Origin of the sequence: Paenibacillus sp. MER TA 81-3 (assembly GCF_023713585.1) — a bacterium.
Lineage (GTDB): Bacteria > Bacillota > Bacilli > Paenibacillales > Paenibacillaceae > Paenibacillus_B > Paenibacillus_B profundus.
The window spans coordinates 167,427-191,511 of the sequence record NZ_JAMAWB010000011.1 but is presented as its reverse complement, the minus strand read 5'-3'; the positions used below and the strand labels follow the sequence as shown (position 1 = coordinate 191,511).

Annotated in this window: 19 protein-coding genes; 14 read left to right on the top strand and 5 right to left on the bottom strand. The window is 50.0% G+C overall.

Annotated elements, in window-relative coordinates:
- Positions 1-33: 33 nt before the first annotated feature.
- Positions 34-1,194: a phosphodiester glycosidase family protein gene (locus M3650_RS18000; RefSeq protein WP_251576783.1), complete on the bottom strand. Its 1,161-nt coding sequence runs from the start codon at positions 1,192-1,194 to the stop codon at positions 34-36.
- Positions 1,195-1,423: 229 nt separating this feature from the next.
- Here M3650_RS18000 and racE point away from each other — a divergent pair, with 229 nt between their 5' ends.
- The 7 genes from racE to M3650_RS17965 all read left to right on the top strand — a co-directional run bounded on the left by racE (position 1,424) and on the right by M3650_RS17965 (position 8,059).
- Entirely contained in the window at positions 1,424-2,233 is an 810-nt protein-coding gene (gene racE, locus M3650_RS17995) for a glutamate racemase (protein WP_311295097.1), read from the top strand.
- Between the two features lie 253 nt (positions 2,234-2,486).
- A complete protein-coding gene (locus M3650_RS17990; protein WP_251576782.1) occupies positions 2,487-3,713 on the top strand; it encodes a M14 family zinc carboxypeptidase in 1,227 nt (408 codons plus the stop codon).
- Positions 3,714-3,792: 79 nt separating this feature from the next.
- Complete coding sequence (locus M3650_RS17985) at positions 3,793-4,059, top strand: hypothetical protein (protein ID WP_087435158.1); 267 nt, start codon at positions 3,793-3,795, stop codon at positions 4,057-4,059.
- 120 nt (positions 4,060-4,179) lie between these two features.
- The gene (locus M3650_RS17980) at positions 4,180-4,404 is read left to right on the top strand and encodes a YuzB family protein (RefSeq protein ID WP_019418963.1); all 225 of its coding nucleotides are present in this window, start codon (positions 4,180-4,182) and stop codon (positions 4,402-4,404) included.
- Positions 4,405-4,488: 84 nt separating this feature from the next.
- Complete coding sequence (locus M3650_RS17975; protein ID WP_019418964.1) at positions 4,489-4,773, top strand: hypothetical protein; 285 nt, start codon at positions 4,489-4,491, stop codon at positions 4,771-4,773.
- A gap of 115 nt (positions 4,774-4,888) precedes the next feature.
- A complete protein-coding gene (locus M3650_RS17970; RefSeq protein ID WP_019418965.1) occupies positions 4,889-6,415 on the top strand; it encodes a glycine betaine uptake BCCT transporter in 1,527 nt (508 codons plus the stop codon).
- 735 nt (positions 6,416-7,150) lie between these two features.
- Complete coding sequence (locus M3650_RS17965) at positions 7,151-8,059, top strand: transposase (protein ID WP_251576781.1); 909 nt, start codon at positions 7,151-7,153, stop codon at positions 8,057-8,059.
- 1,303 nt (positions 8,060-9,362) lie between these two features.
- On the opposite strand, the gene M3650_RS17960 is transcribed toward M3650_RS17965, so the two are convergent.
- Positions 9,363-11,345 carry an LTA synthase family protein gene (locus M3650_RS17960; protein ID WP_251576780.1) on the bottom strand — a complete coding sequence of 661 codons (1,983 nt, stop codon included), beginning with the start codon at positions 11,343-11,345 and terminating at the stop codon, positions 9,363-9,365.
- Positions 11,346-11,486: 141 nt separating this feature from the next.
- Positions 11,487-12,656 carry a THUMP domain-containing class I SAM-dependent RNA methyltransferase gene (locus M3650_RS17955; protein ID WP_251576779.1) on the bottom strand — a complete coding sequence of 390 codons (1,170 nt, stop codon included), beginning with the start codon at positions 12,654-12,656 and terminating at the stop codon, positions 11,487-11,489.
- A gap of 83 nt (positions 12,657-12,739) precedes the next feature.
- On the opposite strand from M3650_RS17955, the gene M3650_RS17950 reads away from it, so the two are divergent.
- The 3 genes from M3650_RS17950 to M3650_RS17940 all read left to right on the top strand — a co-directional run bounded on the left by M3650_RS17950 (position 12,740) and on the right by M3650_RS17940 (position 16,221).
- Entirely contained in the window at positions 12,740-13,375 is a 636-nt protein-coding gene (locus M3650_RS17950; RefSeq protein ID WP_251576778.1) for an O-methyltransferase, read from the top strand.
- A gap of 96 nt (positions 13,376-13,471) precedes the next feature.
- Positions 13,472-14,818 (top strand): sodium-dependent transporter, encoded by a 1,347-nt coding sequence (locus tag M3650_RS17945; protein ID WP_251576777.1) that lies wholly within the window; start codon positions 13,472-13,474, stop codon positions 14,816-14,818.
- Between the two features lie 56 nt (positions 14,819-14,874).
- Complete coding sequence (locus M3650_RS17940) at positions 14,875-16,221, top strand: sodium-dependent transporter (protein ID WP_251576776.1); 1,347 nt, start codon at positions 14,875-14,877, stop codon at positions 16,219-16,221.
- 126 nt (positions 16,222-16,347) lie between these two features.
- Here the strand turns inward: M3650_RS17940 and M3650_RS17935 are convergent, their stop codons facing one another.
- Positions 16,348-17,118: a Cof-type HAD-IIB family hydrolase gene (locus M3650_RS17935; RefSeq protein ID WP_251576775.1), complete on the bottom strand. Its 771-nt coding sequence runs from the start codon at positions 17,116-17,118 to the stop codon at positions 16,348-16,350.
- 277 nt (positions 17,119-17,395) lie between these two features.
- Here M3650_RS17935 and M3650_RS17930 point away from each other — a divergent pair, with 277 nt between their 5' ends.
- Positions 17,396-18,385 (top strand): LacI family DNA-binding transcriptional regulator, encoded by a 990-nt coding sequence (locus tag M3650_RS17930; protein WP_251576774.1) that lies wholly within the window; start codon positions 17,396-17,398, stop codon positions 18,383-18,385.
- A 110-nt stretch (positions 18,386-18,495) separates the two neighbouring features.
- Here M3650_RS17930 and M3650_RS17925 read toward each other — a convergent pair whose 3' ends face one another.
- Positions 18,496-19,707: an MFS transporter gene (locus tag M3650_RS17925; RefSeq protein WP_019424234.1), complete on the bottom strand. Its 1,212-nt coding sequence runs from the start codon at positions 19,705-19,707 to the stop codon at positions 18,496-18,498.
- 567 nt (positions 19,708-20,274) lie between these two features.
- Between M3650_RS17925 and hemE the strand changes: the two genes are divergently transcribed.
- The 3 genes from hemE to hemG are packed head-to-tail and all read left to right on the top strand — an operon-like array spanning position 20,275 to position 23,797.
- On the top strand, positions 20,275-21,321 hold the full coding sequence (gene hemE, locus M3650_RS17920) for a uroporphyrinogen decarboxylase (protein WP_251576773.1): 1,047 nt from the start codon (positions 20,275-20,277) through the stop codon (positions 21,319-21,321).
- Between the two features lie 36 nt (positions 21,322-21,357).
- A complete protein-coding gene (gene hemH / locus M3650_RS17915) occupies positions 21,358-22,302 on the top strand; it encodes a ferrochelatase (protein ID WP_251576772.1) in 945 nt (314 codons plus the stop codon).
- Positions 22,303-22,330: 28 nt separating this feature from the next.
- Positions 22,331-23,797, top strand: a complete 1,467-nt coding sequence (gene hemG, locus M3650_RS17910) for a protoporphyrinogen oxidase (protein ID WP_251576771.1) — start codon at positions 22,331-22,333, stop codon at positions 23,795-23,797.
- The last annotated feature ends 288 nt before the right edge of the window (positions 23,798-24,085 follow it).

The window sequence follows — 24,085 nt, the reverse complement described above, 5'->3', positions numbered from 1 at the left end:
ATGAAGGGACCACTCATTCATAATACGATATGATTACCATGTGCTCGGATCGATCTGGCTTGGATCAAGGCCTTCCCAGATGTTCTTGATTGTAACCTGCTCTGGGTGCTCAAAGACCAAGAAGGCGGAAGGCAAATAGCGCTCTCCGTATTGGCTTGCAGGCGAATTCTTAATCGATCCGCCTCGTTCGACCAACACGGTCGAGGACCCCCCATCCAAGTTCGCTGCAATAACGGCTCCGTTCTCCAGCATAACTTGTTGGCAGTCATATAAATCGGCTCCGATGCTGTGAGTCTGTCGGCCATCGATGATGAGGAAGAGTATGGCACCGTCTTCCCGTTGACCCATTACCGTGCGGGGCGCAATCCCCCAGCCGTCGGCATGGTCTTTAATTTGTCCCTTGCCATTGACAATCATGCGGGGTTGGAATGTGACGCCTTCCTTTACTCCCATTTCCAGTAGCTCATCGACTTTATAATTGCCTGCTACCATCTTTCCATCGTTGTCGATGCCGACGATTTGAGTGCGGCGGTTTTTACCTACGCCATCGTAATACAGTTTGCCGTCAGCGAAGACGACACCGATAGGTTGGAATCCGTTCCCCTTCCAGTTCGGATCGGCGAAGCCGCCCGCATTGACGCCTGCCAGTGCCCCGGTACGCTCGACCATGCTGCTTACCTTTTCACCGCGTCCGACTCGATTCGGCACGGCGATTCGAATCTTGGTCGGGTCGTTTACAATCATCAAATAGCCGCTATATCCCTTGCCGCTTACTGTCTTATATTCAATTAACGGCTTCTGCTCTTCTTCAACAGGCGCGGGCTTCTTAATTTCGAGAGTGGACTCCTCTTCGCCCATTTGTTCGAATTTCTTCCAATATGCTGCTACCCGTTTATCGAGCTCTTCTTGTCCAATTACATATTTCGCCCAATGTCGATGTCTTGTTGTAATTAAAGTATCTGCAATTAAGAAACGCATTTCCGTTCCGGATGGCGTGAAAAATAACCACCCTGCCCCAAATGCGCTCATGATGAGCATAACGACTGCTGTCAATCTGAGCGTGCGCCAGAATGAACGTTTGCGACGACGTTGTGTCTTTTGCTGCTTGCGCCGCCCTGTCCGCTGTTGAGCGGATCTACGTGGCGGCAGAGAACGAGCGGTGCTTCTTCCCGCCGATGAACGTTCAGGATTCATATTTCAAGTCCTTTCTACATTATCTTGCATCATTATAAACGTTTTTTTAGAGACAAAAGGTTGCAGTAATGTAACAATATGAAAACAATGATTTTAGCTGCATGCCAATCCCGGAACATGTGACTTGAACCTTGTCTGACTTGCTGATAAGATCGAGGTACGTTTTACCTCTACCAATCATATGGTATCAAAGGTCAGTCAAACAAGAGACGAAGGAAGCGGTGTATTCGTGCAGCAAGCCATAGCAATGTTTGATTCAGGTGTGGGAGGACTGACGGTCGTCAAGGAAGTGATGCGTCAACTGCCACGCGAGAAAATTATTTATTTCGGAGATACTGCCCGTTCGCCTTACGGTCCGCGTTCAGCGGAGGAAGTAAGACTATTCACCCGACAGATCGTAGATTATCTCATTCAATATGAACCCAAAATGATTGTCATCGCTTGCAATACAGCGACTGCCGTAGCATTGGAAGAACTGCGTGCATACGTTTCGATTCCTGTCGTTGGCGTCATTCATCCTGGCGCAAGGGCGGCCCTTTCAGCAACAGACACTGGTTACATCGGAGTTATCGGTACGGAGGGAACGATTAAGAGCGGGGCTTACGAACAAGCACTGAAACGGTTAAATCCACACGTAGAGGTCATTAGCAGATCTTGCCCTAACTTTGTGCCTCTGGTGGAGAAGGGATTGTTCCGATCTGATGAAAGATGGCACATCGTGAGTGACTCATTGGATCCATTGCGGAACGTTCCAATAGACACCCTTATTCTCGGATGCACTCATTATCCTTTTTTAACGGAACCGATTCAACGAGTAATGGGATCAAGCGTGCAACTGATTAATTCTGCAGAAGAAACAGCAAGGGAAATCAGCACGATCTTGCATGATAAAGGGCAATTGGCTCATAATGACGTGGTGCCAATCCATCAATTCTTTTGCAGCGGTGATCCTGAAATATTCCAGCAGATCGCTCGTTCTTGGCTTGGAGAACAAATTCATGCTGTGCCTGTTGTATGGCAGATGCCTCAAATCATATAACATCCACACAGTTGAAGAGTCTGTTCCTAAGTCTATCCTTTACTTTGCGGGCATTCTATTCAGCCAGCTTAAGCAGCTTCCAATGATCAAACACGAAATCAAAAACTATATTGATGTCTTAGAGGCTTGAGGAGGGTTGCACTCTCAAGCCTTTTTATAATATTTAAGCTGCAGCATTAGTCGTAGCAACCTGTAATTTTCGCCATCCTCCTGGCATATGCATCAATGATGATAGGCTAAGGAGGTGCCATAGATGGCTATCCCTTATATAGTGCAGCAAGGCGATACCTACCTGCGCATCTGCACGCGTTATGGTATTAATCTGCATGCATTGTTTGCGCTCAATCCACAGCTGGATACGGAGGATTATGCGCTTCCCGGTCAAGTTATAACGATTCCGAAGCGGCCGAACAATACGTATATCGTTCAGCAGCATGACACGTTCTACGATATCGCTTCCCGGTTCCACGTACCAGCGCAGCTGCTGTCCTCCGCCAATCCGTGCATCAACCCGAGCCGATTGATGGAAGGGCAAAGCTTGCTCATTCCTTACGGCTATCCGGAAGGGGCGCTAAGAAGAAATGCGGAATACGGACATGTTCAACTGACAGAGGATATCTGTCGATTGAGCAGCCGCTATTCCTTCATCTCAGTGGAAACGATCGGCCATAGTGTATTGGGCAAGCCGATACAGGCCATTGGTATCGGCAGGGGCAATGTTCCGATACATGCGAATGGAGCGGTGCATGCGAATGAATGGATTACCTCGGCTCTGTTGGTTCAATTCATTGAGGATTATGCAAATGCATATGACAGCGGCTTGGCATGGCGCGGATGGGACGCGCATGCCGCTTATGAGCGGACGTCATTGTGGATTGTGCCGATGGTTAATCCCGACGGTGTCGAATTGGTGCAGGAGGGCATTTCGCTCGGGCATCCGTTCTATAAGTCGATTATGGAATGGAACCAAGGTTCAAATCGGTTTCAGCGTTGGAAGGCGAACGTGCGCGGCATTGATTTGAATGATCAATTCCCGGCTCATTGGGAGGAGGAGCGGGAAAGGCGGGGGATGCTTTCCCCGGCTCCACTTAATTATGGAGGGGAGCAGCCACTGTCCGAGCCGGAGGCTGTCGCTTTAGCGTCATTTACAGAGCAAACTCCATTTGAGCTTGCCTTATCGTTTCATACACAAGGTCAAGAGATTTATTGGAATTACCGGGATTACGAACCTGAAGAGTCGTTATATTGGGCGGAACGGTTCCAACTGGTGAGCGGATATCGTGCCGTTAAACTATCGGGAAGCGATGCAGGCTATAAAGATTGGTTCATTCAGCGGTTTCTCAAGCCGGGGTTTACCATTGAAGTGGGACTTGGATCAAGCCCTTTGCCCTTGCACGATTTTAATTCGATGTATCGGGAAGTGTCTTCCATTTTGATGGAGGCACTAAGAGGTGATATAGTCGAGAACGAAAACACGTAGAATTTAGTAAATATGTATTTGTGTTTTGTTGTATGTTCCAAGGGGCGCGACGCACAATATCGTGAAGGAGGTGTGCGCGATGGCACCATCATCACGGGACCCGAAGCAGCGTTCGGGAGGAAGGCGCCCTTGGAACAATCTGTGGTGGCTTATCAGCTCCGTCCCCCGTCTGTTGGCATCACGCAACGTACCGATTTGGGAAAAGGCATTGTTCGTCGGTCTCGTTGTCTTGTATTGGATCATGCCGGATGTTCTGCCGTTTATGCCGATTGATGATATATTATTCACATTTATTCTGATGCCATGGTTTGCTAAACGCTCTCTGAAATATGAACAGTTGTCATGAAGTTTGCGCAATATGGTTGCTTCTCTGTACAGGTTCCCTTACAATGACATAGTAGGTCAAGCAAACAAAATGATTGCGAAAGTACATCATGACTAAGTGGGTAAAGCGGAGTGACGAATAATGGCAAACGATATACGTATTTGTGATAAATGTCGACATATTAAAATGAAGTCGTTTTTACCGAAAGTGAAGAAGCTCGATCCGAATGCGGACATTAAGATTGGTTGCAAATCATATTGCGGACATTGCACCAAGCGAGTGTTTATTTATATTAACGGCAGATACGTAACCGCCCCGACGGAAGATGAGGCTATCGAGAAGGCGAAATCCTTCTTGAAAGACTGAAGGTATAGAAAATGCTGCTGAGCACATCCTATTCATTAGAGAAGAACCGCAACGAATACCGTTCCAATGAAGGAGGCTCACAGCATGTCCCAATACGACTCCAGCTTGCAGTCGCAAAATCCGATCTCGCAGGCGCAAAACGCCATTGAGACAGCGCATAATGCTGTTTCTCAGGCTATGTCACATCCAACGGACCAATCCGTACTACAAGCGGAGCAATCTCTTGAGCACGCCGAACGCGCGGTCGAACAAGCCGGTTTGAGCGTGAATCCACATCCGGTCCAATTAGCGGAAGAAATGCTTGCAGAGGAACAAGGCAGATTGCAATCCCTCATTGAAAGTGAGCAATGGGAGCAGCAAGAGGGGTAGGCTTACTTAATCAAGGTAATGATGTTTTTTTATCCCGGACACATTAGGTCTGGGATTTTTTTGCATATTATACATGGCAACAAGAACGACAAGACAAGCATCTAGGAGTGGTTATGTGGTTTTTGGTATTTCAGTCATAATAATACTAGCGTTTGTTATATGGGGCTTCGTTGCACCGGACACTCTTGCTGAACAATCGAGCGCAGCATTGTCATATACGACGGAGACATTCGGCTGGTTCTATCTCATTACGGCACTGGTTATTTTGATATTCTGCTTTGTTCTGGCCTTTGGCAAACACGGGCACATTACACTCGGAAGCGACGATGATGAGCCTGAATATTCAAATATATCTTGGTTCGCCATGCTGTTCAGCGCCGGAATGGGAATCGGCCTTGTGTTTTGGGGAGTGGCAGAGCCGATCAGCCACTATATTACTCCTCCTACGGATGACGGGATGACACCCGGTGCAGCGCGAGAAGCGCTGCGTTATTCCTTCTTCCATTGGGGACTTCATCCGTGGGGAATCTACACTCTTGTGTCGCTCGGACTGGCATATTTTACGTTCCGCAAAGGCTATAAAGGTCTGATTAGCTGGACGTTTCAGCCATTGCTCGGGGACCGGGTGAATGGGCCAATCGGAAAGGCTATCGATATTTTGGCTATTATAGCGACCGCGTTCGGCGTAGCCACGTCTCTTGGGCTTGGAGTCATGCAAATCAACGGCGGACTCGCGCATACATTCGGCATTCCGAGCAATCCAACGGTTCAGATCATTATTATTGCAATCGTAACGGTGCTGTTCCTGACTTCTGCCATCTCTGGCTTGGACAAGGGCATTCGCATCCTGAGCAATACGAACCTGCTTATTGCGCTGGGATTGCTTCTTTTCACACTGCTGCTCGGTCCGACGTCGTTCATTTTTGATACATTCACGACAACGCTTGGAGGTTACTTGCAAAACATTATTCAAATGAGCTTGCGCTTGACGCCGTTTACCGAGGATTCTTGGGTGGCGAACTGGACGTTGTTCTATTGGGCATGGTGGATTGCTTGGGCGCCGTTTGTCGGTTCATTCATCGCCCGCGTCTCACGTGGACGTACGATTAAGGAGTTCGTTCTCGGAACGCTGCTCTTGCCAAGCGGATTCAGCTTCATTTGGTTCTCCGTCTTTGGCGCGACCGGTCTGAAGTTCGAAATGTTCGATGGACTGCCCATTGCCGAATCAGTGAAGCAGGATATTACATCGGCATTATTCATCACACTTGATTACTTGCCAGGGGGCACGTTCCTGGCGATACTGGCTACGCTGCTCATTGTAACCTTCTTCATTACATCCGCCGATTCGGCTACATTCGTCCTCGGCATGATGTCTTCGAACGGTAATCCGAATCCTAGCATTCCCGTGAAGCTGGCATGGGGTATCTTTCAGTCGCTCATCGCGATTGTTCTGCTGTTGAGCGGCGGACTGGAGGCGTTGCAGACGGCCTCTATCTTGACCGCCCTGCCATTCGCTGTCATTCTGCTCGGCATGTGCCTGTCACTCGCCAAGGCGCTGCGCAAGGAAGAGCGGGAGCGGCGCTTGAAGGAGAAGAAGCGGCGCAGGAAGCTGGACAAGCTGTTGGAACAGGACGGAAGTTGACGTAGAGCCGGGATGGCCTTTACTATCTGGGAATCGCCATAGTCCTTTAACCATCAACTAACCTTGTGGAACTAGAGAGAATGCGTCGAGCTTTCGGCGCATTTTTCATTTTTCTTTTTGAAAAGCAAGCATGCTCAAAATAGTTGTCTAATGAATGGAATGAAACGATAGCTTCCTCATCGCCCTCATTCTTGTTTCTGACTCTCTCTACCTTCGCAGCAGGATGGATGTCAATTGTCGGCTGAGCTTTAAGCATCAGGAGGAGATATATTTCGCCTCAATCTTAATGCCGCTTGACCCAACTCTGAGAAGGTCTCTTCGTTCGCTCCTTTGCATCACACTCCCCTCCATTCAGAACAGACATACCGATTCCCTGTAAACCTAGATAATTTCATTACATATCTGGCCCCGCTGGCCATCAGCAGCTGTGACTTGTTCCCTGTAGTATCCCCCATGCACGGAGTGCGGCACCTTCAGATGATGCAGTATAAAAGATAGCATCAAACAAGCGGGCTGATTCGGATGCTGAGGCATATCGCACCATACGAAATCCATCAAAATTGGAAGAAGAAAGGGTCTTGTTTCATGTTGTTTAAAAAGCTGCTTTAAGCGTATTTGGATATTCAAGCTAGTAGAAAAATAACTTGAAACAGGAACATTTGTTCTATATAATGAATATAAGAACATTAGTTCCATAATTAGGTCGAAAAAGCCCGTTATGAGGAGGTAGTCTTGATGGAAGCATTGCAATCTATCGCTACATTGGAAGAGTTGCGCCGTCAGTTTCATACCGAATCTTCTTGCTTCCATTTTCTGTATAAGTTAAAGTGGCCGCATGGTTTTGTCTGCCCACGCTGTCAGCATGCCCATACCTATGTCATCCGGACACGACGGCTTCCTCTGTACGAGTGCCGCGCTTGCCGCCATCAGACTTCGCTCATCGCTGGCACGGTCATGGAAGGCAGCCGCACGTCCTTGCAGAAGTGGCTCACTACATTTTGGCTTGTCTCCCGTTCCGACACCGGCATCAACGCCGTCCGGCTCAGTTCGATTATCGAGGTTACATACAAGACCGCCTGGTTGATGCTGCATAAGATCCGAGCTGCGATTAGCCGTACCGACACTGAGCGGCCTCTGCAAGGGGTCGTTCATGGCTTCGTGGCCTTTTATGGCCGCCATCCGTCAAGACAACTTAACCCTCGGGAATGCCCTCTGATCGTTGCCGAATCTGTCACACCAGACGGGCAAATGGGAGAAATCAAGATGAAGCTAGTAGAGCCAAATGGCCACTGCAACAAGCTGCTGCTCCGTTCCGACTGCGAACACTTCGCCGCTCTGCATGTCGCTAAGACTGCTGCCGAGACATCCATCATCCGACACAATTACCGGGTACGCCGCAATCGTCCTTTATTTCAATCTTTCAGACGGGCGTGGCGTTGGATGAACGACACATTTCACGGAATAGGCGCTAAATATCTCCAGACATACCTGGATGAATTTTGCTTTCGATTCAATGCATCTCTCCATCATACGTCCGCTTGGGAGCGACTACTGTATATATGCATGGCGGTGTTTTCTCCTGTCCCGACTTCGTCTTGCATCGGCTATAACGAGCCCTTAGTTCCAGACACACCAGCAGCATGACCAGGTTGACTGCACCCTTGCATGAGGCGTTCTTCAAAGTTTGTTTACATCTCATTAATTTATTCCGTTCAATACTGCGACTTTTCGAACGTTCTTGCTGTACTTCTTAATCCGTTCCAACTGCGAACGTTGAAGCGTTCTGGCAGAACTTCATTCTTCCGGTTAGTCGCTATATGAACGTCCTGCAGCATTTTTTAATGCCCGTTTCATTTATCGCTGTATGAGCGTCCTAGCAGCATTCTTGCGTTCTTCAGGTTGGTTACTATATGAGCGTCCTGCAGCATTTTTTAATGCCCGTTTCGTTTATCACTGTATGAGCGTATTAGCAGCAATTCTTGCGTTCTTCAGGTTGGTTACTATATGAGCGTCCTGCAGCATTTTTTCATGCACTGTTCCGCTTATCGCTGTATGAGCGTTCTAGCAGCAATTCTTGCGTTCTTCAGGTTGGTTACTATATGAGCGTCTTGCAGCATTTTTTCATGCACTGTTCCGCTTATCGCTGTATGAGCGTTCTAGCAGCAATTCTTGCGTTCTTCAGGTTGGTTACTATATGAGCGTCTTGCAGCATTTTTTAATGCCCGTCTCGTTTATCACTGTATGAGCGTATTAGCAGCAATTCTTGCGTTCTTCAGGTTGGTTACTATATGAGCGTCCTGCAGCATTTTTTCATGCACTGTTCCGCTTATCGCTGTATGAGCGTTCTAGCAGCAATTCTTGCGTTCTTCAGGTTGGTTACTATATGAGCGTCCTGCAGCATTTTTTCATGCCCGTTTCGTTTATCACTGTATGAGCGTATTAGCAGCAATTCTTGCGTTCTTCCGGTTGGTTACTATATGAGCGTCCTGCAGCATTTTTTTATGCACTGTTCCGTTTATTGCTGTATGAGCGTACTAGCAGCATTTCTTGAATTGTTCCAATTGTGACTGTTTGACCATCTTGATTTTATTTATGCTCCATTCCAGTTGCTGCTCTTTGGCGTTCTTCGTGTTGAAAACCTTATTTATCTCATGTCGTAGCTCTCTAGTTTTTAACTTCTCGAAAAATGAAAAGGTGCTGCTATAAGTAAGTGCACGCGCTGGTATTATCCTGCATCAACTTTGTGTAGTTTCTGAACTAAGGGGAGAGTGGAGCTAAGTGCTAAATGAAGGATCCTACTATGAACGTAATACCTCAAGGTTTATATAGTTTCAACTGTAGAGTACAGTCGCTGGATAAGCACGTCGTGCTGGCGTTTCCTAAAAAAGAGGCCGTCTTTCAGTAGAAAAATCTACTTGCGAGACGACCCCTTTTGCTCAATGAACGTTCAATTTTCGCCTTGCCGGAACTGCTTAATCAAGTTATGCGTAATGACCTGATCCGAGATGCTTAGACGATGCTTGGCTTCAGCTTCTAAAGGCTCGCAGCGGGATACAGCAGTCATTTGGCGCGTGCTGTAATCGAAGCAGGTTCCGTTCTCGAACAGCCCGTCTGCCGAAGGCACATAGAATACGTTGCCATCGGTAAAAGAGCCGTTGCGCAGCACGACGAGCCGGTTGTTAGGGTCGAGCAGGTTGTGGCCCATCATATATTTGTCACCCGCATCGATGCCAAGCCAGTGCAATAGGGTAGGAGCAATGTCCAACTGACCGCTTGGGGTGTCGTATGTGCCTGCGTTGGCTCCGTCTGGAAGATGAACGATGAGCGGGACTTGATTCTTCATTTCGAGCATATCCAAGTCGCTGATGTCATGCCCCAGCAATTGGGCGAGCGGCTCCCGATCCCCAATGGAATTGTCATGGTCCCCGTAGAGCACCCAAATCGTCTTATCCCATAATCCGCGCTGCTTCAAATCGGCGATCATCTCTCCGACAGCATCATCCACGTAACGTATGGCCTGCAAGTAATCACCAAAGATAGTATCCTTGTGCGGGTCGACGTTCAACTGCTGTGTGGATTCCGGCAGCTTGTACGGGTGATGGCTCGTCAGCGTAATTAAGAAGCTGTAGAACGGATTCTGTGCTTCCGACATGCGCGCATCAGACTGGCGCAGGAAAGACTTGTCTCCGACCGACCATCCTAGCGGCTCGTCCACTTTATAATCTTTGCGGCTCATGAAGAAATCGTAGCCCATATTGTTATACATTAAATAGCGATTCCAAAACCCTGCGTCATACGCGTGATATGCCCCTGTCTCATAACCCGCTGACTTTAAAATTCCTGGCAGCGTATCATACGTCTGATTCGGGTAACGAATGAAGACGGAACCCGTCGGAAGCGGGTGAAGGCTGCCATTGACGCCAAAGTCTGCATCCGAGGTCCGGCCTTGTCCGGTTTGATGGAAGAAGCGGCTAAAATACATGCTTTCCTTCAACAAGGCGTTAAGGTGCGGCGTAATTTCCTGACCGTTAATCTTTTTGCCGATGACGAAGTTCTCAAATGCTTCTGCTTGTACGATGATGACATTGCTGTCTTTGTATTTGCTGAACGAGACGGGCGGCCCTTGGCGATCGGCGCGATGGTCGGCAAACCATTGCTTGGCCCCCGCCAGTTCCTCGGCGGAAATCGTGGCGCCGGAGAACCAGTTATCCTTGGCATAGCGGTACATGTCATAGCCGTGAAATCCGAGTAGTCCGGTAACGTTATAAATCGAAGCGTTCCACCAATGACCGGCGAACAAGCCTTTCGCCCACGTGCTTGTCGCTTGCTGCACGGGTACTGCGATGAGCAAGGAACCGATAGCGATGCTGACAATGCCGCTGATCAGGCGCGTTATTATCTTGGGACGTCTTCTGGATGACCCTGGAAGAATATAGCTGCTGCTCTGAACGCGACGCTCCTTCGACAGCATGCGGAATGTCACGATGGATAACGGAATAATGACGATCCAATCAATGAACAACAAGCTATCCTTCAGCATTATCAACGAAACGATGCTGTCTCCGAGCGAGCTGACCTGCGCCGCTTGCAGCAGAACAGGCACGGAAATGAAATCTTGAAAGTAACGGAAATAGACTAAATCCGAAAAAATCAGTATCGTGAGAATCACGTTCAGTATCATTAAGGCCAAGGTGCGCCAACGCGCTGATAACCCTAAGGTCCAACCCCCGACGATAAGCACCGCGCCAAGGGCAACCCAGAAATCGCTCGTGGACATCGCCATATTCGGGATGGAGAGCGCCTTGTCGAACCAGATGAGCTTCCACAAAATCAAGACAACAAACCAGACGATATCCAACCGTCCAACTAAAGATAGCAGCCGTAGACTGCGGTTCGAGTATCGGACTGGACCGTTTATTGTCGGTTTCATAACTTCTTCCTTTCTCCTTGCAAATTGAAAAAATCTGTATGGAAAAATAAACACTCCCCATCATAACAGATTTACGAAATATATAAAAATAAAAAGACATCCAAAACGATTAGCTCGTTAAGGATGTCTGGTTAATTCAAGCTAGCCCTGCTCTGGGGAATGCAACTCGCGAGGCGGTCGAGGTGGGAGCGGACCGAAATATTGGTAGAACTGGCATTCGATATTTCCGTTAAACAGCTTGCGCCGCTTGTCCGCCGGCTTGCCGAAATAATGCTCGAACTGCCGGTTCGGACTAATCGTGAAGAACGACCATGTCGGCAAGCCCTTCGCCATGAAGCCCAGTTGGCGCACCATGCGTTCCACTTCATCCTTTTCATTCAACCGCTCCCCGTAAGGCGGGTTCGTAATGACAACGCCGTAATCGCCTTCTGGCTTTGCCTTGGCGACTGGTGTAACATGGAAGTTAATCTCCCTGGAGAAGCCTGCGCTCTTGGCGGCCGCTTCAGCGAGATGAAGCGCTTCGGCATCGATATCGGATCCCGTCAGCTGCAGATCGATATCATCCTTCACCGAATCGAACGCTTCCTCGCGCGCCGTCTCCCAGTGAGCCTCTTCGATGACGTGCCAAGCTTCCGCAGGGAAGGAGCGACGCAGCCCGGGAGCTACGTTCCAGCCTATCATTGCCGCTTCAATGAGAATCGTACCCGAGCCGCAGAAAGGGTCATACAGCGGGCGATTCGGATTCCAGCGGCTTAACTGCACCAGTGCGGCTGCCATCGTTTCTTTGAGCGGCGCCTTACCGGTAAGCTTCCGGTATCCACGCTTATGCAGTCCCGGTCCGGTCGTGTCCAAGGTAAGGAGCGCCCGGTCGTTCAACAACGATATCTCGATGCGGTAAAGCGGTCCGGTTTCTTCGAACCAGTCGATATGATAATGCTGCTTCAGTTGTTCAACAATCGCCTTCTTCACGATCCCTTGGCAAGCGGGGACGCTGGAAAGCTGGGATTTATGAGAGCGGCCGTCGACCGGGAATTCTCCGTGTGCGGGAATCCATTCGTGCCACGGTATCGCCTTCGTTCCTTCAAACAGTTCCTCAAACGTTCGTGCCGGGAATTCTCCCATATTGATAAGCACGCGGTCCGCCGTGCGCAGCCACAGGTTGGTCCGGCATACATCGAGCGGTCCTCCTTTGAAATGCACGCGTCCGTTCTCTGCATGCGCATCCTCATAACCTAGCTGATGCAATTCTCGCGCCACAATGGCTTCCAGTCCCATCGGGGCGGTAGCGATTAACGACCAAGGTCGATTCATCGGTGTTCTTCACTCCGTTCTACTTTGTCTGACTTGTACTCATATGGCATTCATCATATCATAAAAAGCAGGAGGTTGGGAAAATGTCTAATGAAGCGGTAGAAACGTATTTAGAGCAGTTATACACGAAGGATGACACGTTGGAGCATATTAAAGAGCAAATCCGCGCCAATGGTCTGCCCGAAATATCCGTTCCGGCCGGATATGGGCGCTTGTTAACGATGCTTGTCCGCATGTCGCATGCGAGGAATGCGTTGGAAATCGGCGCGTTAGGCGGATACAGCGGCTGCTGCCTGTTGAGGGGGCTTCCTGCGGAAGGCAAGCTCGTGTCGCTGGAATTGCGTCAGGACTATGCCGATTTAGCGAAGCAACACCTAACGGAGGCAGGCTTCGGCGAACAAGTGGAGTATCGGGTCGGGGAAGCGCTTGACTCGTTGACAGCTTTGAAGAAGGAAGGCGCACGCTTCGATTTCTTCTTTATCGATGCTGATAAAGGCAACTATCCGAATTACTTGGAATATGCCATTACACTGGCCCGGCCTGGAGCCATTATCGCCGGTGACAATCTCATGCTGCGAGGACGCACCTTAGACACTGACAAGCAAGGTCCTTCTGTGCTAGCGATGCGCCGCTTTAATGAAATGATCGCACAAGACGATCGTCTGATTAGCACAATGCTGCCGGCTTATGACGGTCTGGCATTAGCCATCGTGCGCTAGTGCGCATAAGTGTAAAGATTTGCGTCTGGAAAGGCCTTTGCTCCCTTGTGTTATAATATGTGACAGCAACTTATGTAACGGAGGGTACGGATTATTATGAAATCGGGAGAACAATGGACTTCCAGGCTTGGATTTATTTTGGCGTCAGCCGGTTCAGCCATCGGACTCGGAGCGATATGGAAATTTCCGAATGTCGTGGCGACAAGTGGCGGGGGCGCCTTTTTTCTTGTTTTCATTTTATTTACGTTTGGGATCGGATTGCCGCTTCTGCTCGCTGAATTTCTCATTGGACGGAGCACCGGAAAAGAAGCGGTGTCTGCCTACCGCGATTTGGCACCGAACAGCCGCTGGCATTGGGTTGGATATTTAGGAATGGCGACCTGTTCGATATTGCTTTCCTTCTACAGTGTCGTCGGTGGATGGATCGTCCTGTACTTCATTCGCGCCATTACCGGATCTTTGTTGACAGCCGGACGCGATTATGGCGCTCTTTTCGACCAGACATCGGCCAATCCATGGGAGGCAGTGCTTTCTCAAGGCGCATTTATGCTGCTGACGATTGTGGTCGTGGCCAGGGGAGTCAAGCAGGGCATCGAGAAGGCAAGCCGGATCCTGATGCCAGGGCTGTTCTTGCTCTTTGTCGTGCTTATTATCCGGTCGCTTACGCTGCCGGGAATGAGTGAAGGGCTCGTCTACTTTCTAAAGCCGGATTTCAGCCGACTGTCTTCTGAGGCGCTGCTGTATGCCCTCGGACAGTCCTTTTTCTGCTTGAGCGTAGGCGGATCCTGCATGGTGACATATAGCTCCTATTTGCAGAAGAACGAACCGCTTGGCAAGCCGGCACTGTCCGTTGTCAGCTTGAATGTGATGACCTCGTTCATGGCGGGCATTGCCATCTTTCCGGCTCTGTTCGCGCTTGGGATGAAGCCGGTAGAAGGACCGGGATTATTGTTCGTGACACTGCCTGCTGTGTTCGAGCAACTGCCGTACGGGAGTCTGTTCATTACAGTGTTTTTAGCTTTGTTCCTGTTCGCCACGCTGACATCGGCCTTCTCTTTGCTGGAGATAGTAGTCGCGGCCTTCGCCCACGGCGATGCAGCCCGCCGCAAGAAGATGTGCTGGCTGTTCGGAACGATTATATTTATGCTCGGCATCCCGTCCGCGCTTTCCTTCGGGGTCGGCAGCGACTTCGTATGGCTGGGCAGAAACGTATTTGCATGGGCGGATTTCGCGGTGACCAATGTGATGCTGCCACTGGGCGTGCTGCTCATCTCTGTATTTGTTGGCTTTCGATTTCCGCGGGAGCGGCTGCAGGCGGAGTGGTCAGGCGAGTCGGCATGGGCCCGGAAGGGACTTGCCTTGTATGTCTTCATGCTGCGATTTGTCCTTCCCGTTATCGTCGTGCTTGTCTTCATGCACGGGATGAACTGGCTGCCCATTTAAAGGGTGTATATGACAACACACAACTATTTCAACAAGAGTGACAACAGGAGGAACAAATGAAATCGCGAGAGCAGTGGTCTTCAAAAATAGGTTTTATATTGGCGTCAGCAGGGTCGGCCATCGGATTGGGCGCAATCTGGAAATTCCCCAATGTGGTGGCAACGAGCGGAGGCGGCGCTTTCTTTCTCGTTTTTCTACTATTTACATTAGGCATCGGGTTGCCACTGCTGCTTGCGGAGTTCGTTATCGGACGCAGTACCGGTAAAGAAGCGATTTCTGCCTATCGGGCCATCGCTCCCGGATCCAAGTGGCACTGGACCGGGTATCTCGGTATGGGAACATGCTTCCTGCTCTTATCTTATTACAGCGTGGTAGGAGGCTGGATACTGCTGTATTTGGCGCGCGGATTAGTTGGCGGGCTGCTGCAGGCGGGGCAGAATTACGATACGTTGTTTAACGAGACTGTATCCAATCCATGGTCTTCGGTGACGGCGCAGTTCACCTTCATGCTCATTACGATTATCGTGGTCGGACAAGGAATTAAAGGTGGTATTGAGCGTGCTAGCCGTCTTTTGATGCCAGGTTTGTTCATCTTGTTCCTCGTTCTGATCGCGCGATCGTTGACGTTGCCAGGCATGACCGAAGGGCTGTTGTATTTTTTGCAGCCTGACTTTGGAAAACTGACAGGAAAAGCGATCTTGTATGCATTAGGACAATCCTTTTTCTGTCTTAGCGTCGGGGTATCTGTTATGGTGACGTATAGTTCTTATTTGAATAAAAAGGAATCTTTGGTGAAGTCTTCATTATCCGTTGTCGGGTTGAACGTCTTGACCTCGTTCATGGCAGGTTTGGCCATCTTCCCGGCTGTGTTCGCGCTTGGCATGAAGCCGCAAGAAGGACCGGGACTGTTGTTCAGCACATTGCCTGCACTGTTTGAGCAGATGCCATACGGAAGCATCTTCATTGCGTTGTTCCTCGCTCTGTTCTTATTTGCAGCCATGACCTCGGCCTTTTCGATGCTGGAAATTCTCGTCTCGGGATTTTCCCGCGGGGAGGAGCAGAAGCGCAAACGGTTAAGCTGGCTGTTCGGGGCCCTCATCTTTATGGCAGGCGTTCCATCGGCTCTATCCTTTGGCGTATGGTCAAACGTCCAAATTATGGGGTTGTCGCTATTTGATGCGGCGGATTTCGCTGTGACGAATGTTCTGATGCCGATCGGCGTGCTGCTTATCGCCTTGTTTGTCGGATACCGCATGCCGAAAGAACGGTTGTACGCCGAATTTTCATCGGAAGCGGCAGGATGGCGCAAAGGCTTGGCCTTATATGTGCTGCTGTTGCGATATGTGATTCCGGTCATCATCGTTATCGTTTTCTTAAACGTTCTGAACATCCTGCCAGTTTGAATTTGATATGGGCAGCAGAACGGGAAACCGGGTTCGACGACATGACCATCATTCCGTTGCCTACAGATGCCAAGGCGGATGAATAATAACAAGCCTCCGCCCATGTGGGTCGGAGGCTTGCTCGTATTACAGCAGGCCGACGGTCCGCAGTCCCTTCCATATGCCATCCTCGGTATGAGAAGCCGTGACGAGATCGGCGTGCCGCTTGACCTCCTGCGAAGCGTTGCCCATAGCTACGCCTGTCCCGGCGAACTGCAGCATCTCGATGTCGTTCACGCCGTCTCCGAATGCATAGCAGTGCTCCTGGCTCATACCGGTCCGTTCCAGGAGCTTACGTATTCCCACCGCTTTCGAGCCATCCTTCTGCAGGAAGTCCGTCGCCAAGGAGTGCCAACGGTAGAATTGCATGTTCTGAAAGCGCTCGGCGAACGGTATCGTCGCCTCGTCATCGCAGAATAGAACGCCTTGATATACTGCTGCTTCCCTATAGCCCATTGCACAGATGGGCGGGTGCTCCAGATTGCATGTTCGCAATCCGTCGTGAATAAGTTGATGCTCCATGGAGGCGGACATACCGTGCGAATGCATGTACACAATAGGATGATGAAGTGATGCGGCCATGGAAGCGAAAGCCTCAAGCTCAACGGTGTCCAGCGGCTGATCGTATATGACCTCATCTTCGAAGACGACGTATTGTCCATTAATCGATACATAGGAGCGGATGCCTAGTTCTTCGCGGATCCACGTAAAGGTGGATGGTGCTCGGCCGGTAGCAATTGCGGTATATACACCGGCATCCTGCAGTTCTTGGATGGCGCGTTTTGTCGATAGGGCAATTTCGTGGTTCTCGTTCAAGATCGTTCCGTCTATATCGAAGAAAACGATATTACGTGCCATATTTTAGACCTCCTGCTTCATGCTGCTGTTCTTAGGGGCGAGCCACCGAGCCGTAACGCCCGACAACATCCGGTTACGCGGACTTCAGGTGACTGCAATCCCAACATAAATGATGAAATGCATTTCAGGTCAAGCTGAATTTGTAAATGTCGAATCATATCTCGCGATGCTTCGTGCTCAAAAGGTTTTTTTTGAACAATCTCTAAATTTAAATTTCGTTAATGCGATTGTAATCATCTATAATACAAGTATTAGCCTGGACAGGGGGGATTTGCGCTTGGCAAACATTAAACAAATCGCGGAGCTTTCTGGCGTATCTGTCACAACAGTGTCGCGTGTCTTGAACAATCATCCCTATGTCAGCCGGGAAAAGAGAGAAGCCGTACTGGAAGTCGTCAGGAAGCTGAATTACAGCCAGAATGTTAATGCTGTCCATCTGGTTAAAGGTCGAACGCAAATGATCGGAATTTTATTGCCGTATATGAATCAGCCCTTTTTTACGAGCTTTATGAAAGGGCTTGCCGATGAGGCATTGAAGCATCAATACAACCTCATTTTTTTTCAATCCGACTATCGGGAGCAAGAAGAGCTGCGCGCCTTGGATATGTTGAAGATGAAGCAGATTGACGGATTAATCATCGTGTCCAAGGCAGTTCCTTGGCATGTCGTGGAAGAATACGCAGCGTATGGGCCGATCGTTGCCTTTGAAGATACGGGCGAACAGACGATTTCCTCGGTATCGTTCGACCATTATAACAGCTACATGCATGCGATGGATTATTTCATTCAGCGGGGGCATCGGCATATCGGTCTTACGCTGGCCCGGGAGCACAGCTTCAACAGCGGCATTCGCAAGCGCGCCTTCAGCGATGCATTGGAGCGGATTGGCGAGCGTCCGAGGAAAGAGTGGATGTTCTATCAATGCTATGACATTGCGAAGGGTGCTGAAGTGATAAGAAGCTTGGCCAAGCTGGAGGAGCTTCCTACCGCGATGCTTGCATCCGGAGACGAGATTGCGGCGGGTATGATGCTTGAAGGACGGAAGCTGGGGATAAAGGTGCCAGACCAAATGTCCATCATTAGCTGCGAGAACTTGCCGCTTGCCGATGTGCTGGAATTGACGGCTCTGGGGCATTGCAACGAGGAGGCTGGAAGTCTCATGTTTCAAGTCTGTTATCGTAAAATAATTAATCCTGCCGAAGAGACAGTGAAGCATAAGCTGCCCTTTCAATTCGTCGAACGCGCATCAGTCCAGTCGTTGACATAACAACAGAGGCCAAGGTTATCCCTTGGCCTCTGTTCGTGTGAGTGGCAGTGTGAATCGATGTGGCGACGTGTGACCTTATCTTAGTTGATTGCATTCGTACGATAGAGACGTCACGGACGGTGCGTCGCACGGTTCCGACCATATAGAGAGAAGCGGGCCCAAGCTGTATTGATAAGCAGAAATACTCCAGACATAATGAAAATGCCTTGAATGCCAATGAAGCCGGAAACAGCCCCGCCCATAATAGGACCGATCATATTTCCTAGAGCGAGTGTACTGCTGTTAAAGCTATAGGCACGGCTCTCCATCCCGTCAGGCGTATATTTCCGAATGAGCGCGTTGACGGAGGGCAAGAGACCGCCCATAAACATACCCAACATGAACCGTATGGCGACAAGCTGCCATACTTTACTCACGAAGGCTTGCGGAATGAGCGTACACGCAGCCCCGATTAAGCATACCGTTAAGATGCGGTGGGAGCCGATCCGATCGCTGAGCCGGCCCAGTATCGGCGAGCAAATCATGTTCGACATCCCCGCCACTGCACTAACAAAGCCGGCGAGGAGCGCCAAGTTCTGCTGTGATCCATGCAGCTCCTGCACATAAAGCGGCAGCAGGGATGCAGGGCTCATCATCGCGAATTGCAGCAGAAATGTGACCGCAAACAAAGCAAGCAGCTGCGGAATGCCTGCCAGCTGCTTAAATCCGGCCATGACGGACATTTGTGGCGTCTCGGCCGCCTTCTCGCGGTCGAACGGTTCCTTAACCATAAGCATAGTGAGCATGGTCGCGAGGAAGAGCAGCGTACCGGTAATGTAAAATATCGGACGGTAGCCTACCATATCCGCTAGAACCCCGCCGATAAGCGGGCCTAGAATCGTACCAGCGACGACACCGGACTGAAGGATGCCCATCGCGAAGCCCATGCGTTCTTTCGGTGTCGTTGACGACACGAGCGCGACGGCAGCCGGGTTAAAGCCTGAAATGGTTCCGTTCAACATGCGCAGGAGCAATAGATGCATAGGCGTCTGCGCCAATCCCATTAAAGCCGTTACCACCGCCATGCCGAAGCCAGAACGCAAAATCATAATTTTGCGGCCGTATTTATCCGCGAATTTGCCCCATATCGGCTGAAATATGAATGAGGTCAAGAAATTCGCCGCGAAAATTAGGCCCGACCAGACGGCGATTTCATGTTGATTGCTCATTCCAATGTCGTGCTGCAAATAAAGCGCCAAAAATGGCGTTACCATGGTCATGCCTGCCATGGCTAAAAATGACCCGAACCATAGGATGATTAGATTTACTTTCCATTGCTGCATTTCCCTATTCACCACTTTCTCAGGTCACGGTCCGTCCGATGCGCCAGCAACTGGTGTTCATTATATCATACTTTTACTATATCGATTGTGTCATATGACATAAACGGAGGTATGCGCTATAACGTTCAATGTCCTTCTGCAATCCCTTTTATTACCTGAATATGTTGCGTAAATATTGTTTTTTTATGACAGCAACAAAGAAGCTTGTACGGCCGAAGAGCAGCAGGGCAAGGATGACGATCAGGATTATGCCGATATTACCGATACCCATACGCTCACCCCCTTATCATGTGAAGCCGGTCCCTTTTTCCAATGATAATGAAGAAGTTGATCGTGAATGTGTTTAGCTCGTCACTATAAAGGTAAAAGTTACTTGTAAGCGGGGAGATCGGCATTTTAAGAATTTGTGTGATAAAATGTCAGAAGTTGTTCACATCTGGGTGATTTTTGTCAACAGATTGTCATAGCTTCGTAGGAAGGTCCGGTTGTGGCAAGACGAGAAAAGGGGCATAATGGAAGCGGTAGGTTGTAACAAATTGCACAATGCCGTCAAAGTGGGGGTTATTGATGAATTATAATGATCGTTTCTTGCGTGCATGCCGAGGAGAGCAAGTAGATCGGCTGCCTGTGTGGTACATGAGACAAGCTGGACGTACTGATCCTGATTATCGCAAAATTAAAGAGAAATACAGTTTGCTTGAAATATGCCGCCAGCCCGAATTGGCTGCGGAAGTCACCATGATGCCGGTGAACAAGCTTGGCGTCGATGCGGCGATATTGTATTCCGATATTATGAATCCGGTTGCTTCCATTGGTGTTGATTTCGATATCGTAGCCCAAGTCGGGCCTGTTATTCACAATCCGATTCAAAGCGCTGCCGATGTCGAGCGGCTGAAGCCAGTTGATCCGGAAGGGGATCTGGGACATGTTTTGGAGACGATTCGCATTTTGGATGCGGAGCTGAAGGTTCCGCTCATCACGTTTGCGGGAGCTCCATTCACCATCGCCAGCTATCTGATCGAAGGGCGCCCGTCCAAGTCGTATATCCGTACAAAGACAATGATGTATGAAATGCCTGAAGTATGGTTTGCCCTGATGGATAAGTTGGGCGATATGGTCATCACCTATATTCGTGCTCAAGTTAAAAATGGAAGCAAGGCGTTCCAATTGTTTGACAGCTGGGCAGGTTCTTTGTCACCGCGCGATTTTAAGCGCTTTGTGCTGCCGACGATAGAGCGCATTTATGCGGAGCTGTCTGATTTGGCTGTGCCGAAAATTTACTTCCCGGGTGTAAGCTCGGGCGAGCTTCTGCCGTGCTTGCATGAGCTGCAGGCTGATGTGATTGGCTTAGATTGGCGCGTGTCGATACAGGAAGGACGCCGACGTCTGGATGGCCGCTTTGCGGTACAGGGCAACTTAGATCCTTATTTGCTCACAGGACCGATGGATGTCATTAAGCGCGAAGCGGCTCACATCATGGATGAGGGCATGCAGGAGCCGGGGTATATTTTCAACCTCGGTCACGGGCTGTTCCCGGAAGCATCGCTAGATAAATTGAAACAGTTAACGGAGTTCATCCATTCTTATTCCAGCGAAGCACTCGCAAAACAATAGAATAGAACGTATTGGAGACAAGAGGGAGGCGAAGAGATGGGTAAACGCAAAGTAGGAGTTCTCGTGATGTCCTATGGGACACCGCGCAGCATGGAAGAAATCGAGCCGTATTATACGCATATTCGCCGTGGAAATCCGCCTTCAGAAGAGCAACTGCAGGAGCTTACAGAGCGCTATGAAGCGATTGTGGGGGGAGTATTCCCGCTGCGCGAGCATACCGACCGTCAAGTCCAAGGATTGCAGCGCATGCTTGATCGTGCGGCGGAAGGAACGGACGTGCAATATGTGTGCTATCAAGGCTTGAAGCATGTCGATCCGTTTATTGAAGACGGCATTGCAGCGATGGCGCAGGATGGCATTCGTGAAGCGGTCAGTGTGGTGTTGGCGCCGCATTATTCCGTAATGAGCGTGGGAAGCTACAACAAACGCGCGCAGGAAGCGGCGGAGCAGCAGGATATCGTGCTGAAATGCGTGAATAGCTACCATCTGCATCCCGATTTGCTAGATGCGTTGACAGAGCGTGTTCAAGAACAATTAGATGCTTATGTGTCGGAAGGCGCGCCCCGTGAAGAAGTGGAAGTGCTGTTCAGTGCGCACAGCTTGCCGGCACGCATCTTAGAAATGAATGATCCGTATCCGGACGAATTGAATGCGACCGCTTCCGCCATTGCGGAGCGCTGCGAATTGAAGGAAGGACAATGGCGCTTTACCTGGCAGAGCGCCGGACGGACAGCTGCGCCGTGGCTGGGACCTGATATACTGGATACGCTTGATTCGTTGCGTCAAGAAGGTGTGAAGCATGTGCTGTCCGCACCGATCGGATTTGTATCTGATCATCTGGAAGTGCTGTATGACTTGGATATCGAGGCGACTCAGGCGGCAGAGCGTATGAACTTGAATTTTAAACGCATTCGCATGCTGAATGATGATCCGAAATATATGTCAGCGCTTGCGGATGTCGTTATGACATTGGATCAATAGTGAGCTTGACAGAAAGAAGGGGCACATCATGAATGGTTCGCGGGATCTTGTCATTATCGGCGGAGGAATTACGGGACTATCTGCCGCCTATTATGCGGTGAAGCAAGCGGAGGAGCGCGGACAATCGCTGTCCGTCACCATCGTTGAATCTGCTTCGCGCTTGGGCGGTAAGATAGAAACGTTGCGCAAGGAAGGCTGCGTCATTGAGAAAGGACCAGACTCTTTTCTTGCTCGCAAGCTGCCGATGATTGATTTAGCACGCGATTTAGGATTGGAATCGGAGCTCGTGGCGACGAATCCGCATGCCAAAAAAACATATATTGTACGGCGGGGCAAAATGTATCGCATGCCGCCGGGGCTCGTGCTTGGCATTCCGACGGAGTTGGGACCGTTCGCCAAGACGGGCCTTATCTCCGTCTTCGGAAAGATGCGCGCGCTGATGGATTTGGTGAAGAAGCCCCGCACCTCGTCGGATGACGAATCGTTGGGATCGTTTCTGGACCGGCGACTAGGCAAGGAAGTTACCGAGAATGTGGCAGAACCGCTCTTGGCCGGCATTTATGCGGGGGATATGAGCAAGTTGAGCCTGCAGGCGACATTCCCGCAATTCGGGGAAGTGGAGCGCAAGCATGGCAGCTTAATCCGTGGGATGCAGGCGAACCGCAAGGCGGGGCAATCGCTGCCCGGACTGCCGGATGTGGCGAAGGGATCGATGTTCTTGACGTTCCGGAACGGCTTGACTTCGCTTGTCGAGAGATTGGAAGAAGTGCTGAAGGACCGGGTCGAGCTTCGGGTAGGCGTCGGTGCGGAACGGTTCGACAAACTGGAAGATGGCCGCTACCTCATTGCTCTGCAGGATGGCAGCACGCTGGAGGCGTCTTCCATCGTCGTGACGACTCCGTCTTATCATGCGGCATCGTTCCTGAAGGGACATGTGGATGTAAGTGCGCTTCAGGCCATCAATCATGTGTCGGTAGCGAACGTCGTCAGCGTATTCGATCGCAAGCAGATTAAGATGCCAGTGGACGGAACCGGCTTCCTCATTTCCCGTAAGGAACGAAGAGCCATTACCGCGTGTACGTGGACTTCGATCAAATGGCCTCACACGAGCAGCGAGGACAAACTTATCGTTCGCTGCTATATCGGCCGTGCCGGTGATGAAGAACGTGTGGAGTGGCCGGACGATGCATTGAAACGAACGGTGAAAAATGAGCTGCGCGATCTGATGAGTATTGAAGCCGAGCCTGAGTTCGTGGAGATTACCCGCTTAAGGAATTCCATGCCGCAGTATCCGGTTGGACACGTGCAAGCGATTAGCGCGCTGCGCGATGGCGTCCGTCGCGATCTGCCTGGCGTATATTTGGCTGGTCAGCCATATGAAGGAGTCGGTATGCCAGACTGCATTCGCAGTGGCAGAGCGGCGGGAGAAGACGCGTATTCGTACTGTGCAAGCCGTAACAATGAATTGGAGCCCGTCTATACGACAACTGGGTGATATCGAATAGTTTTTTCTAAGAAGGCCGTGCTGCGGCCTTCTTTGTGTTATTAGGGTGCTTGCCTTGACATGTCTGCTAATAACCGTGTATATGTATTTGCAAAGACGATGTTCATTGATGATAATATCCTGTCAATGAGCAGATGCATTTTATGGAGAGAGATGCTGTCCATTTTAATTGAAATAAACGTGTTAGAGCTAGTCCGGAAGGGGGGATGCCGGGAAGCAAACATTGATCGACGGTCATGGGCGTGTGTGCTCACGATTATATGCGAATCTCTGTCACAG

What these genes read in the sequence shown, in the direction of transcription:
- M3650_RS18000 (WP_251576783.1), bottom strand. Translation starts at nt 1,194, where the DNA reads ATGAATCCTGAACGTTCATCGGCGGGAAGAAGCACCGCTCGTTCTCTG.
- M3650_RS17990 (WP_251576782.1), top strand. Translation starts at nt 2,487, where the DNA reads ATGGCTATCCCTTATATAGTGCAGCAAGGCGATACCTACCTGCGCATC.
- M3650_RS17985 (WP_087435158.1), top strand. Translation starts at nt 3,793, where the DNA reads ATGGCACCATCATCACGGGACCCGAAGCAGCGTTCGGGAGGAAGGCGC.
- M3650_RS17980 (WP_019418963.1), top strand. Translation starts at nt 4,180, where the DNA reads ATGGCAAACGATATACGTATTTGTGATAAATGTCGACATATTAAAATG.
- M3650_RS17975 (WP_019418964.1), top strand. Translation starts at nt 4,489, where the DNA reads ATGTCCCAATACGACTCCAGCTTGCAGTCGCAAAATCCGATCTCGCAG.
- M3650_RS17965 (WP_251576781.1), top strand. Translation starts at nt 7,151, where the DNA reads ATGGAAGCATTGCAATCTATCGCTACATTGGAAGAGTTGCGCCGTCAG.
- M3650_RS17960 (WP_251576780.1), bottom strand. Translation starts at nt 11,345, where the DNA reads ATGAAACCGACAATAAACGGTCCAGTCCGATACTCGAACCGCAGTCTA.
- M3650_RS17955 (WP_251576779.1), bottom strand. Translation starts at nt 12,656, where the DNA reads ATGAATCGACCTTGGTCGTTAATCGCTACCGCCCCGATGGGACTGGAA.
- M3650_RS17950 (WP_251576778.1), top strand. Translation starts at nt 12,740, where the DNA reads ATGTCTAATGAAGCGGTAGAAACGTATTTAGAGCAGTTATACACGAAG.
- M3650_RS17945 (WP_251576777.1), top strand. Translation starts at nt 13,472, where the DNA reads ATGAAATCGGGAGAACAATGGACTTCCAGGCTTGGATTTATTTTGGCG.
- M3650_RS17940 (WP_251576776.1), top strand. Translation starts at nt 14,875, where the DNA reads ATGAAATCGCGAGAGCAGTGGTCTTCAAAAATAGGTTTTATATTGGCG.
- M3650_RS17935 (WP_251576775.1), bottom strand. Translation starts at nt 17,118, where the DNA reads ATGGCACGTAATATCGTTTTCTTCGATATAGACGGAACGATCTTGAAC.
- M3650_RS17925 (WP_019424234.1), bottom strand. Translation starts at nt 19,707, where the DNA reads ATGCAGCAATGGAAAGTAAATCTAATCATCCTATGGTTCGGGTCATTT.
- hemE (WP_251576773.1), top strand. Translation starts at nt 20,275, where the DNA reads ATGAATTATAATGATCGTTTCTTGCGTGCATGCCGAGGAGAGCAAGTA.
- hemH (WP_251576772.1), top strand. Translation starts at nt 21,358, where the DNA reads ATGGGTAAACGCAAAGTAGGAGTTCTCGTGATGTCCTATGGGACACCG.
- hemG (WP_251576771.1), top strand. Translation starts at nt 22,331, where the DNA reads ATGAATGGTTCGCGGGATCTTGTCATTATCGGCGGAGGAATTACGGGA.